Genomic DNA, 12354 nt, shown 5'->3' with positions numbered 1-12354 from the left:
GCCAGCCCGCTGTGGCGAGATTGACACGCCCCCTGCGCTCCGCTCGCCGATCAGCGCCCGCGTCGGACCGCGACCACGGCCACGGCCGCCGCGCCCGGTTCGTCCCGAGTCACGCGGAACTTCGTTTCACCGGTTCAAAGCCGGTTCGCCGCCGCACTTGCAGCGACGAACGCCCGTCGACGAAACTTAGGTCGGCCACGCATCACCGAACGCGACGCATCATATTCCATCGCGCCATAAAGCTAGCCGATACTCATGCCGGGCTGGAAATTCCGAGCTCAATACAGGACCATACTGTAGCGTGGGACAGATTCGCTTTCCATAGCTGCGGGTCGAAAGTCTCCCAGCCGTTGCCTAAATACGCCTCGAACCATGCGCAGAAATCCATTGGCGCGTAGGGAGGTAAAAGACCCACATCGCTGATATAACCCGTGCAGTAGCGCGCCGGAATGTTCATCGCGCGGCACATCGCGACTGCAAGGTGCGCGTAGTCGCGGCAGACACCCCCACCGTCCTGCCACGTCTGCCACGCCGTTTTCGTCGGACGTGCGCAGTTGTAGTCGAAGCGGACATGGTTGTGCACGAAGTCGCAAATCGCCTGCACGCGACTACGCCCGAGCGGTGTATGGCCGAAGAGTTGCCACGCGGTCTCGGAGAGCAGATCGGTTTCACAGTAGCGGCTGCCGAGCAGGAACATGATGCATTCGTCGGGGAGTTCTTCGATCGCATGTTGATAGCCGTTGGAGCCGGGCAGTTCGTGATTCGGCGGCACCTCGAATACGCCGCGCGCCGACAGCGTTAGCACGCCTGGCGGCGCCGTCAGACGCGTGCAAAGATTGCCGAATGCGTCCTGACATTGCCGCAGCGGCACCCATGGCCCGGTGTTGATGTGATCCGGAACGAGCATATCCTGTGCACGGGAATAGTGCGTGTTCAGCATCAAGAGCATTGGCGTCGGTTGCAGACACTCGTACACCAATTCGTAACCCACGCGAAGTCTCATTCCATCACCTTTGTCGGCGGCACAACGGCGCCTGTCCGACGCCTCGGAGAAAGGCCGCGCAACGACCGTACCCGCGGCGGCAGTCCGCAACGCCGCACGCGCTGGCTCTGGTGACCAACAGAACTGCGCAGGCATTGATCGTGCGAATGGAGAGCCAGGTCCGCCGGCTTTCCGATGCCGGACGACACATGACATTCCGAGGACTCCGAACATGCCCGCTAGCGATACTGGTTCCAACTCTCCTCATCTCGATGACGGCGAACAGCAACAGGCGGCGCAGCACGCCTCTCCCCGCGCGTTGGTCATTCATGAGGTAGTCAGAGAAGAAGGTGAAGCTGCCATGGACCGAACGGCCGGCGCGCTGATTATGTCCGCGCTCGCCGCTGGGCTGTCGATGGGGTTCTCCTTCCTGACGCAAGCTGTCATCGAAAGTTCTTTGCGCGACACCTCGTGGCGCTTTCTCATCGCTTCTTTTGGCTACACGGTCGGGTTCGTCATCGTCATTCTCGGCAAGCAGCAACTCTTTACGGAAAGCACCTTGAGCGCCGTGCTTCCGGTGCTGACGCGGCGCGACCTGAAGACCGTCGCGAAGACAACCCGGCTTTGGGGACTCGTGCTGTCCGCCAATATCGTCGGAACGCTTATATTCGCGGCAATACTCCAGATTCCAGGCGTGTTTTCCGACGACGTCGTCAAGGCGCTGGGCGCGCTGGCCACGCAGCCGTTTTCCGGCAGCTTCATGGTGACGGTGGTTCGTGCGATGTTTGCCGGTTGGCTCATCGCGCTGATGGTCTGGCTGCTCCCCAGCGCGCGCTCGGCCCGGCTCGTAACGATTCTATTAATCACCTACGTCGTGGCGATCAGCAAGCTGTCACACATCATCGCCGGATCCGTCGAGGCGAGCTACGGCGTGATGACCGGTGCGGCCAGCGTCCGAGACTACCTGCTCGGATTCTTCGCGCCAACCTTGCTCGGCAATATGATCGGCGGTATATCGCTGGTGGCGATAATCAACCACGGGTCTATCGCGGCGGAAATAACGGACTCGGAGCCGCAGCGCTGACACGTCTCAGCAAGCGCAGATTGCGAGCGCATTAACTTGCGTTATGTGGAAGGCTTCTTTGGATCACCGTCGCGGCAATGGCTGCTTCGCCTGAGGCGACGCTGATCTGATTGGGCGTATTGCCGATGTCGCCAGCCGCGTAGAGATGTCGAATGCTAGTACGCTGATGCTTGTCCGTTCTTATCATTCCGTCGTCGTCCCGCTCCACTTAAAGTCCCAACAGGTTGGTCCGGGGATGGCAACCCATAACGGGATATACCGAGTCGAAAACGTGAACAGACCCGCCCGGTTAGCGCACGGAGGCGCTTCGAGTCTCGATAGCGAAATCAGACTGACGCCACAGGCGGCAGCCGAATCCACTTCTGCGCCCGATAGCGCGTCGAGGTCGGAGGCGACCACGCACACGTCGCGTGAAAATTTGCGCATAAAAATGGCATGCGACAACGCACATTTTGCCGGTCCTAACATCGCAATGCGCTTGCCTTCGGTCTCGTAGCCGTCGCATATCGGACAGAGGCGGAACAGGCCGGAACGTGTCGGCTCATCCGCGTCGGGCACGAGCGGCAGTTGGTCGCGTATGCCCGCGGCAAGCAAAACGCACCTGGCGCGCACCGAGCGCACTGCTTCTTCTTCGCCGCCCCGCGTTGGACGGTAGTCGATCCGGAAACCGTCGCGGACAGTCTCGATGGCCTCTACCGTGGCTTGTTCTGGCGCCGGTCCGTACGGCGTGAGTTGCTCGCGCAGGCTCGCCAGCCAGGCCTCCCCGCTGATGCCCGATGGAAAACCCGGCACGTTGCACGCAACGGGGATCAGCCGCGCGCGACTTTCGCCCGAGTCAAAGACACTCGTCGTTCGGCGATAGCGCGCAAGATAGAGTGCCGCGGTCAACCCGGCTGGCCCCCCGCCTACGAACAGCCCGCTAAAGACCGCGGGCGTCGACTGCGTGTCACGTCGTCGCTGGCGCGTCCTCCAACGTTTCAGTGTCAGAAGAAGTGTCGTGGATGGGGGTGTCGCCAGCCCTGGACTGCCGATTCTGGCCGGTAGTCATCAGAACAATCGCTTCGATGATTTCCGGCCATCGCGTAATGCACCATATGCCCCGCCCCGGGCGTAACGACGAGTGTGCTCGGAGGCACTGCGCCGTGCAGCCGGACCGAGTTCGCTTCAGGGTCGACGATCTTGTCATCCGCGCCGGCAAAGATGCTGACCGGCATCTTCAGGTCGGAATAGCGAGAACATAACTTTGCAGCTGCCGGGATCATAAACGTAGCGTCCTCGGCCACGGCCCTGATTTGCACTGGACGGAGCAGCATTTCACGAGGGATAACATCGAAAAAGTTAGCTGGCATGGGTGCCGGGGCAAACATCGTTTTCACGCTGCGTTTCAGCAACAGGCGGCCGCTCATGGGTGACACGGTGTAACGCAAGACGGGAATTGCCACCGGCGCACTGAACGCGACGTCCGCGCGCGCGGTCGGATAGTAATAACCGGAAACCAGCACAAGGCCGCGTACATCAGCGGCGGCGCCGACCGCCATGCCAAGTGCGACCAGCCGACCTGAAAAAGTGGAACCCGTTCAAATTTCTCCGGCGTGCAGGGCGCAAGCCCGAGGCGCGCGGTCCGCAAAGTCCGCAGGCCAGCGAACCGTGGCGTATTCCGTGGCCTGACATCTCGCGGCTCTTTTCTCCCGATTCGTGGCGTGCGATGGAGGATTTTCTACACGATCCATTTGCAGCCCGCGGGACGCTCGAACGATGGTTTGGCGACTTCAGCTCATCGCGTTTCCAGCCGCGCATTGATGGTCGATGAGGGGAAGGTACTGCGCGTGACTGTGGAGTTGCCGGGCATGGAGAGGGAGGATCTGAACATCATAGTCGAGGACGGGGCTCTGGTGTTGCGCGGCGAGAAAAAGCAGGATGTGCACAGAGAGGAAGATGGCTGTTATCGGCTTGAGCGCGCATACGGTGATCATCTTCTGTTCCTTGATAAGTCTGGCAGGAGAACCAGACCGCGACGATGTGCATTCGCCTTCCCACTAACCGGACGGTGGCGACCTCGCAGCCGCCACCGGTGTTTCTCCTGACCTACGCGCTCCAGTTCGCCTGCCAGGCTGCTGGCAAACAAATCGAAACACGCAGCGCACCGGATGTGACCGGCGCATCTGCCTGAGCGAAATCAAAGATAGAACCTACGGTGAAAATTTCAAGGGAGCGTTGGTGAAATTCGGGACTTGAAAATCGCCTGCCAAATCCTATTATTGCGGTGCATTGGAATGGACAACGGAGGACACCATGGAATTCGATTCGGACTGGCTCACGCTTGGCAAACACCGCGTCCGGCTGCGCTCAACCAGAGGCTTTCCGACGGAGTTAATGCATGGCGTGGCGGAGGTCGTGCGCCTCGCGATTGACAATAACATGAGCGCCCGCGCGCGGCTGGTCGAGATCGTCTTGGAGCGGAAACAGACCTACGATATCGCCGTCGGCACGACCTTGGCGGAGGACAGCGTCTGTGCGCCGTCACTGGAAGCGGCGATCGCGCTGGTGCTCGGCCTGTTGCCTGAGCAGGTGAACATCATCGTGACGACAGTCAGTCAGGAGGAAGTCGACCCTCACTTCGGCGTGTATGAGCGCATGCTGGCCGAGAAACCGGGCGTGGCGCCGGCAATCCAGTGATCGTCGGGCGATTGCGCCGCGTCGCAGGTGCGCAGCGACAGGCGCCCTCCACCGTTCGGCCGGTGCCGACCTGACGTACTGCCGGCGGACTTGCCTTCTTGGAGGGCGAGTTCGGTATAGATGCTCATGTAGTGCTGCGCGGTGCCCCTTGGGGTGGGGTGGCGCAGGAAAAAAACCCGCGCGGACGCGGCGTCATACCGCGACAGGACGCGAGGCGTCGTGTGCCGCCCGAACGCTGAAATGTTTTCATTGCAGAGCAAGTGGTTGTTCGCATTCCGCCCGGTGCGAGCACGATCTTGCCTATGCTGACCGGGAAATGCCCCGTCGACCGCGCGCCAGAATTTTGGCGCTTGCGCCAGCCGCTTTACGCGCGGCTCCGAAGGCAGATCAGTAGGCGCGCTTCAGAACGCGGACCCTCACTTCCCAGCCTCTGTCACCGCCTCCGCTATCAGCTCAGCAGTCGACAGTCGGCGGCTAACTTCGCGCAATGCGGCGCCGAAACCCTCGGGTGCTCGCGAATCCAGCCGCGCACTGGTGATCACACGGGGAGCGGCACTCCAGGCAACCGTCGCACCGGCGGCAATCAACGCCTCCACCAGCGCGACGTCCTCATTCGAAGCGAGGGGCTGGAAGCCTTTCACGAGCGCGTACGCTTTCGCGGAGACGCCCAGGTTTGCACCGTGGATATGCCGGTGTCCGTCAACATCCCGGTAGGTCGCCACGAAGTTCTCGCGGACGGCATCGTTATGATCGCTCCAGTCGTCCACACTGATCACGCCACAGACTGCGTCTGCGCGGCATCCTAGCTGCTGAACCAGCCAGTCACGAGCGACCGACGTGTCAGCGTCCGTGAATGCAAGCCAACGCGCGCCTTCAGCCAACGCGGCGCCGGCCCCCGTCGCGCGTGCAACACCGACATTGCGGGTCTCTACTAGCAGAACGTGGGCATCAAGTGCAGAAGCGACATCGCCGGTTCCGTCTGTACAGCTATCGAGCACCACAAAGATTTTGACCTCTTCGCCCGCGAGGCCTGGATGCTCCGCGGCCCGGATGACCGACCGCACACAGGAGCCTATGTAGGCGGCCTCATTATGGGCCGGGATAACGACGCCGAGCATGATCTTCTCCTTTTCTTATTCGGTCAGATCGATCTGTATCTGGCGCGTGTCCAGGCGCGGACGCGGATTGACGCTGTCCGCGCCGATATTGAGCCCGCAGTCCGCAGCCCCCGCGCTCCGCCTACTCCACCTGGCCCGAACCGAGATCAGCGCCCGTCCTGGGATCGGGCGACGTGTCTGATGCAGTGCGCGCAGCCATCGCCTGCAGCACCTTGACGTCCCGTTGCGACACATTGACGGTGGCAAGACCGTCGCCGCCATCTACGGCTGGTTGTGGGGAGTCCACGAATTCCCATTCCGGTCCCTCGTTCCATGGACCACGCGGCGTGTCATCGCCCTGCGACATGTTGTAATACACGCTTGTGTATTCCGGCACGCCGGGCAGCTTGCCTTGCGGGAAGTTTGGCTGGATCGAATGCAGCGCTTTCTCGAACGACTTCTGATGGGCGATTTCGCGTGTCATCAGAAAGCCGAGCGTTTCCTTGATGCCCGGATCGTCGGTGACGTTAATCAAGCGCTCATAGACGATCTTTGCACGCGCTTCAGCCGCAATATTCGACCGCAGGTCCGCAGTCGGATCGCCAATCGTATCGACGTACGCGGCAGACCACGGCACGCCCGCCGAATTGGTCAATGCAGGACCACCGCCATAGAGCAGCGCTGTCGTATGTGAGTCGTTCCCTCCGCCGGTCATTGACCGATAGAGCTCAGCCTCCGCTTCCACTGCCTCAGCCAGTTGACCTTTGGCGCTCTTGTTGAGCATCGCGACAATCGAACCGACAATCTCAAGGTGGCTCAACTCCTCCGTCGCGATATCGAAGAGTAGATCCTTACGACCTGGATCATCTTCGCCGACTGCCTGCGTGAAGTACCGGCAGGCGGCGCCCAGTTCGCCCTGGGGGCCACCAAACTGCTCGAGCAGCAGATTGGCAAGGCCGGGATTGGGCGCGGCTACCCGAACGGTGTACTGCAGACGTTTATTGTGAATGAACATTGTGGTCCTCCGGTGACCGGTGCGACACGTTCTGCCATGACCGGCGCGGGAGCCGCAATTCGCCGGCAGAATCGTTTGCAACCGTGGGTCAAAACCGGACAGCGACGCAATCAGGAGATTGCGTCACACCCATACGTGGGCGCCCGGCTCTCAGAGCGCAAGCTCTGGCATATGCAAGGCGATATTGCCGCGCATGGCAGACACTGCCAACCGATATCCAGCATGACTTGTGCCTGTTGCCGCCAGAACAGATACACGACGGCTCCGGTACCGGCCGTAAGACCTAATAGCTGGCAGCCGCAAGAACGCATGGCGAGAACTTGCGCAAACCAACCGACGAACGGTCTGGTGGCCCGGTTCATGCGGCACTCGTGCCAACCAGCAGGGGCATCATGAAAACTCGCACCTTCTCTTATGTCGAATGCCTGTTGCTGGGTCGCAGTCAGGATAACCGGGAGCAGTTGGTCCCCGCCCTTACCGATGTGGCTTCGCGCCTGTTCGATCGTAACCTCGCGCCCGAACCTAGTGAATGCCTCCTGCCATGCGCTTGCATGCAAATCGCCGGAATCGACGAGCGTCCCGTCAACATCGAAAACAGCGGCCTTCGTCATAGCGATGTACTCCTGATTGATGCGAAGGTCGGTAAATTCGGCAAGCCACTCCGCAAGTCGCATGTCCGCTGACTGTTAGCCGTCCTACAGCATTTGCGTGCGCACGCACCCTGACTTTGGTGCACGGCATCGCGTGCGCCGATTGCCCAAAGGCGGCGGCATGATTACCGTCTGCACGCTGTCTTTGGTCCTCACCCTCGCCACTTTCGCTGGTCAGGCCAACCGACAGGTTCAGGGAACACCGCGCACCCAGGCTGTGTCAGGCTCCGCTCCTCTGGCGTGACGCCTTGTATTCGCGCCGGGTAGGCGCTCAACTCGGCATGGCCGTTGCTGCGCATTCAGTGCCACTGAGGCAGCTATGGCGACTATCCTTCTCGTCGAGGACGAACCTGATCTGCTCTTCGTATTTCAGATCGTGCTGGAGGAGCGTGGCCATCGGGTGCGTACCGCAAGAAATGGCAAAGAGGGGCTCGATATTGCGTCGCGTTATCTTCCAGACCTGATCGTGACCGACTGGAATATGCCCGAAATGGACGGCGAAGAGCTCTGCGAGCGGGTGCGCCTCAGTCCCGCCCTCGCTTCCGTTCCGGTCGCCGTGCTCTCCGCGCGTTATCCCCCTGCCGAAAAAAATTTTCTCTGGAACGCTTTTTTGCTCAAACCGGTAGATGTAGAAACACTGCAGCTTACCGTGGCGCGATTGCTGGTCGGCCGGTTGTCTGGAACGTCGGTCAAACCAGCTTTATGCGACCCCGCGCCGTCCAGATGGCAGCCGATTTCGTGGCGATGCTGGCCTTGAAGTGCCAACGTGAGCGACAACGCCTTGTGTGACGTGAAGCGGAAACGCAAAATATGCTGGTCGTGCGCCTCGACGGAAAAACGAGCACGGCTCGTGCTGACCTTGCCGATCTCAGCGACTGCAAATCACTGGTCACTGTGTCATGCCATCGCGGGTAACTGCCACGCATTTGGATGAATGCGCCGACGGTCGACCGAAAAGATGTGCCGCTGGCTACGCAGGGCGATATCAAGCCGCGCTGTCATGAGGATGCGCGGGAATCCCGCGAGTGCCGGCCCCCCGTTACGTCGAGGGGAATCGAATAATGCGCCGGGGCACTCTCACTGCGCGCCTGCCACAGCGATGTCTCACGCGCCTGCAAACGAGTCGCTGTGGGACATCCGGCTCGGCCACCTGATGGGACTGGCTGGTGCGCGGCGGACCTATTGCTCCGACGGCACGCGCTATTTCGCCTTATTCCGTTCCGTCCGCGCGCGGGAGTAACACCGAAAATGAGGTTTCTGTCTCGTCGGACCGCGCTGCGATTGCACCGTGATGAGCTTTCGCGATTTCGCTTGCAATGTACAGACCCAATCCAAGGTTACCGGCGCTGTCGTATTTGCTCTGCTGGTCCGCGCCCCGCACCAAAGGATCGAAAACGCGCGCCAGCATTGCGTGCTCGATGGCAGGTCCGCTGTTGCTAACGTCGATGCGGACATGCGTTACGTCGCCAGTCACCATGACGCGCACTGGCGCGTCATGCGCCCCATACTTGATGGCGTTAAGTACAAGGTTTCCAAGCAACTGTTGCAGCCGCTGGCCGTCCCACAGCCCCCGTAAATTACCACTCACCTGCAGGTCAATCTGCCTGCCGGGATGCACTGCGCGCAACTCGTCCAGCTCGTCGGCGAGGACGTTCGCCAGATCGACGCTTCTGGGTACAACGTTGATGCCCAGGCCCAGTCGGGTCCGATTGTAATCACACAGGTCATCAAGCAACGCCTGCATCCGGGCCCCGCTACGTATCAGGCGGCCAGCGGCTTCCGACACTCGCTCCCCGGCATTCAGCGCGGCCAAATACGATGCAGTCAACTGGATCGCCTGGAGAGGGCTGCGCATATCGTGTCCTAGCATGCCAAGCAGCAGGTTACGACTCTGGTCAACCTGCACACTGAAAAAAGTGACCGACTCGGCCAGTGCCTGATCGACGGCTTCATTAAAGCGAATGACGTCATCCAGATCGGGCATTTCGGGTTGACAATCATCCATCCACAAGCGAAGCACGCTCGTACGCAGCGCGCGATATTCGGCGGTCAGCTGATTGATATTGAAGCCCGCACGCGCCCTCAGAAGAGCATGGGTTTGCGCGGCAGTTTCACTTGCATCGATCAACCGGGGGCCTCGTCCCTGTGATTTGTCCCGTTGGGCCTCCCTGCTTTGCGAGGTTTGCAGGTCTTTCGCCACCGCCTCCAGGATTTGCTGCGCGTGATCGCGTAAGCCCAATGATTCGATGTTTGCCGCCGCCGGCAGGAGGGTAGCCGCAAACGCCTCCCATTGCGCCAGGATCGCCTCCATGTCTCGCGAGATAAAGTCGGCAAGTCGCATGTCCTGTCTCCAAAGCGTCGAGGGCGTTAGGGTCTGATCAGCTTGCCTATGTTAACCCCATTTCACTATCGAACTCCGAACCAAAAAAGATACGCCTTCGACGAAGACCGTGGTGAGCCTGCTGCTCGGCCGAAACCCCGACCATGCCAGCTGCAAGCGGTATACGTGTTGGTGTTCAGAATTGCTGGGAGTGGACAAAAACTGGGGCACGACGTTTTCTTCTTAAGCTACCTTCGACACCCATTCAGCGAGGTGAAGAATGGACAGGCACTGGACGATTTACCTGCAGCGGGACGGCATCGACGAGAAAGTGCCATTAGCCAGCTTTCAGCGCCCGCTCGAAGGAGCGACTCCGACCCTGAGCTGCCTTTTCAACGCACTCTGGCTTCAATGGCGGCTTTCAAGTTGCAACAGCCGTCGCCACCACGGCGATCCGACGTCCTCCCAGACCGTCTCGTTAACTATCCCGCTGACGGATTCCTCCCCTTTAAAAATTCAGTTGAGCGCTCCAGGAAGTCGGCGCGTGGTGTTTGGAAATACCCGCGAATTGCAACACGTCTATGGCTAGCCTATCTTGAATCACTGAACGGTCTTTAGTACGCGGCGTATCTCCAAGGCCAATAGCCTGGCTTTCATCTGGCCGAACCCGAGCACAGGCAGCCAGTCCGCGCGAGCGTCCACGGGAAGCGTTGAAAAGAAGAGTGCTCGACAACCGTACTTGAAAGTGAAGGTCCGCCATACGGTTCCGGCCTGTCTTCTCTGCGATTTCAGTTTTCCAACAATAGCAGGAGTCGGATATGACGACACCTCTCCACGGACAGATGATGGACGTGCCACTGACGGTCTCTTCGCTGCTGGCACATGCGTCACGCCACTTCGGCACGACGGAGATCGTGTCGAAGCGTATCGAGGGCGACGTACATCGCTACACATACCGCGACTGCGAAAAGCGCGCGAAGCAGCTCGCGCAGGCGCTGATCGCGCTGGGTGTCGAGGCAGGCGACCGGATCGGCACGCTCGCCTGGAACGGCTACCGGCATCTGGAAACCTACTACGGCACGACGGGCTTCGGCGCCGTGTGCCATACCATCAACCCCCGGCTCTTCCCCGACCAGATCGCGTGGATCATCAACGATGCCGATGACAGGTACATCCTGTTTGATACGACGTTCGCGCAGCTGATCGATCGCCTCGCGCAGCGCTGTCCGAGGGTGCGCGGCTGGATTGTTCTCACTGACGACGAGCATCTGCCGGCAATGCGATCACCCACGCCACTGGTCAGCTACGAGACGTTGCTCGAACCGCACGACGGCACATTCGACTGGCCGCTCCTTGACGAGCGCCAGGCATCGTACCTTTGCTACACCTCCGGCACGACAGGCAATCCAAAGGGTGCGCTGTACTCGCATCGCTCGACGGTGCTGCACGCGTTCGGGGCGTCGTTGCCCGATGCGATGGGCCTGTCCTCGCGCGACTCGGTACTGCCCGTCGTTCCGATGTTTCATGTAAACGCCTGGGGCATCCCGCATGCCGCGCCGCTCACGGGCGCGAAGCTCGTCTTTCCAGGCAACCATCTTGACGGAGAATCCCTGTTCGAACTGATGGAGACGGAGCGCGTTACCTGTTCCAACGGCGTGCCGACCGTCTGGCTTGGCCTGCTCCACTACATGAAGGAAGCGGGCGTGCGGTTTTCGTCATTGCAACGCACCGGGATCGGCGGGTCCACTTGCCCGCCGGCGATGCTGCGCACGTTCCAGGATGAATACGGAGTCGAGGCCATTCACGGCTGGGGCATGACCGAGATGTCGCCGATCGGGACCCTTGCGACGCTCAACTGGGACCAGTCACAGCGGCCGCCGGAAGAGCAGCGCCGGCTGCGCGAAAAGCAGGGGCATGTAATCTACGGGGTCGACATGAAGATCGTTGGCGACGATGGGCGCGATTTGCCGTGGGACGGCGTCGCGTTCGGCGAACTGCACGTGCGCGGTCCGTGGGTGATCGAGCGGTATTTCCAGAAGGATGACTCGCCGCTCGTCAACGGCTGGTTCCCAACCGGCGACGTGGCCACGATCGACCGGGACGGATTCATGCGTATAACCGACCGCTGCAAGGATGTCATCAAGTCGGGGGGCGAGTGGATCAGTTCGATCGAGGTCGAGAACCTGGCGATGGCGAATCCGGCCGTCGCAGAGGCGGCCTGCATCGCCTGCGCGCATCCGAAGTGGTCCCAGCGGCCGCTGCTCGTCGTCGTCAAACACAAGGACGTGGAGGTCACGTGCGATGAACTGCTCGCGTTCTACGAGGGAAAGGTCGCCAAATGGTGGATCCCGGATGACATTGTCTTCGTCAACGAATTGCCGCACACCGCAACTGGCAAGCTGAACAAGCTAAAGCTGCGCGAGCTGTTCCGCGACCACGTATTGCCGTTGCAACGCGAAGTCCCGAACTGTCCACACAGCAAGCGGGGAGCGGCGGGCTCTGGATCAACGCCTGCGCCAGAATGATTGAA

General features: G+C 60.6%; 13 protein-coding genes and 1 pseudogene. 6 read left to right on the top strand and 8 right to left on the bottom strand.

The genetic code is table 11. The features are described 5' to 3' along the window. Nucleotides 1-253: 253 nt before the first annotated feature. A complete protein-coding gene (locus HF916_RS02440; RefSeq protein ID WP_168787684.1) occupies nucleotides 254-1003 on the bottom strand; it encodes a transglutaminase-like domain-containing protein in 750 nt (249 codons plus the stop codon). A 211-nt stretch (nucleotides 1004-1214) separates the two neighbouring features. Between HF916_RS02440 and HF916_RS02435 the strand changes: the two genes are divergently transcribed. Beyond that, entirely contained in the window at nucleotides 1215-2066 is an 852-nt protein-coding gene (locus HF916_RS02435; protein ID WP_168787683.1) for a formate/nitrite transporter family protein, read from the top strand. Between the two features lie 31 nt (nucleotides 2067-2097). Here the strand turns inward: HF916_RS02435 and HF916_RS51870 are convergent, their stop codons facing one another. From HF916_RS51870 to HF916_RS02425, 3 genes are all read right to left on the bottom strand, one after another. Next, nucleotides 2098-2253, bottom strand: coding sequence for a hypothetical protein (locus HF916_RS51870; RefSeq protein WP_431311386.1), 156 nt, complete (start codon nucleotides 2251-2253; stop codon nucleotides 2098-2100). Next, on the bottom strand, nucleotides 2250-2981 hold the full coding sequence (locus HF916_RS51865) for an NAD(P)/FAD-dependent oxidoreductase (protein WP_431311385.1): 732 nt from the start codon (nucleotides 2979-2981) through the stop codon (nucleotides 2250-2252). Before HF916_RS51865 ends, HF916_RS51870 begins: the two co-directional genes overlap by 4 nt. A 68-nt stretch (nucleotides 2982-3049) precedes the next feature. After that, a complete protein-coding gene (locus tag HF916_RS02425) occupies nucleotides 3050-3604 on the bottom strand; it encodes an alpha/beta fold hydrolase (protein WP_168787681.1) in 555 nt (184 codons plus the stop codon). A 5-nt stretch (nucleotides 3605-3609) separates the two neighbouring features. On the opposite strand from HF916_RS02425, the pseudogene HF916_RS02420 reads away from it, so the two are divergent. Both HF916_RS02420 and HF916_RS02415 read left to right on the top strand, forming a co-directional pair. Beyond that, a pseudogene (locus HF916_RS02420) lies at nucleotides 3610-4033 on the top strand (Hsp20/alpha crystallin family protein); the annotation flags it as partial. Nucleotides 4034-4358: 325 nt separating this feature from the next. After that, complete coding sequence (locus tag HF916_RS02415) at nucleotides 4359-4742, top strand: hypothetical protein (RefSeq protein WP_168787680.1); 384 nt, start codon at nucleotides 4359-4361, stop codon at nucleotides 4740-4742. Nucleotides 4743-5158: 416 nt separating this feature from the next. Here the strand turns inward: HF916_RS02415 and HF916_RS02410 are convergent, their stop codons facing one another. From HF916_RS02410 to HF916_RS02400, 3 genes are all read right to left on the bottom strand, one after another. Further along, nucleotides 5159-5860 carry a glycosyltransferase gene (locus HF916_RS02410; protein ID WP_168787679.1) on the bottom strand — a complete coding sequence of 234 codons (702 nt, stop codon included), beginning with the start codon at nucleotides 5858-5860 and terminating at the stop codon, nucleotides 5159-5161. Nucleotides 5861-5981: 121 nt separating this feature from the next. Continuing rightward, nucleotides 5982-6854 (bottom strand): manganese catalase family protein, encoded by an 873-nt coding sequence (locus HF916_RS02405; protein WP_168787678.1) that lies wholly within the window; start codon nucleotides 6852-6854, stop codon nucleotides 5982-5984. 110 nt (nucleotides 6855-6964) lie between these two features. After that, on the bottom strand, nucleotides 6965-7465 hold the full coding sequence (locus HF916_RS02400; RefSeq protein WP_168788960.1) for an HAD hydrolase-like protein: 501 nt from the start codon (nucleotides 7463-7465) through the stop codon (nucleotides 6965-6967). A 358-nt stretch (nucleotides 7466-7823) separates the two neighbouring features. On the opposite strand from HF916_RS02400, the gene HF916_RS02395 reads away from it, so the two are divergent. Next, nucleotides 7824-8261: a response regulator gene (locus HF916_RS02395; RefSeq protein WP_168787677.1), complete on the top strand. Its 438-nt coding sequence runs from the start codon at nucleotides 7824-7826 to the stop codon at nucleotides 8259-8261. Nucleotides 8262-8714: 453 nt separating this feature from the next. Here the strand turns inward: HF916_RS02395 and HF916_RS02390 are convergent, their stop codons facing one another. Then, on the bottom strand, nucleotides 8715-9845 hold the full coding sequence (locus tag HF916_RS02390; RefSeq protein ID WP_168787676.1) for a sensor histidine kinase: 1131 nt from the start codon (nucleotides 9843-9845) through the stop codon (nucleotides 8715-8717). A 259-nt stretch (nucleotides 9846-10104) separates the two neighbouring features. On the opposite strand from HF916_RS02390, the gene HF916_RS02385 reads away from it, so the two are divergent. Further along, nucleotides 10105-10413, top strand: coding sequence for a hypothetical protein (locus tag HF916_RS02385; RefSeq protein WP_168787675.1), 309 nt, complete (start codon nucleotides 10105-10107; stop codon nucleotides 10411-10413). Between the two features lie 229 nt (nucleotides 10414-10642). Continuing rightward, nucleotides 10643-12349 (top strand): 3-(methylthio)propionyl-CoA ligase, encoded by a 1707-nt coding sequence (locus tag HF916_RS02380; protein ID WP_168787674.1) that lies wholly within the window; start codon nucleotides 10643-10645, stop codon nucleotides 12347-12349. Nucleotides 12350-12354 lie beyond the last annotated feature (5 nt).

Origin of the sequence: Paraburkholderia aromaticivorans, from assembly GCF_012689525.1 — a bacterium.
GTDB classification, from domain to species: Bacteria; Pseudomonadota; Gammaproteobacteria; order Burkholderiales; family Burkholderiaceae; genus Paraburkholderia; species Paraburkholderia aromaticivorans_A.
The sequence above is the reverse complement of the archived record's forward strand: the minus strand, read 5'-3'. Positions and strand labels throughout refer to the sequence as shown.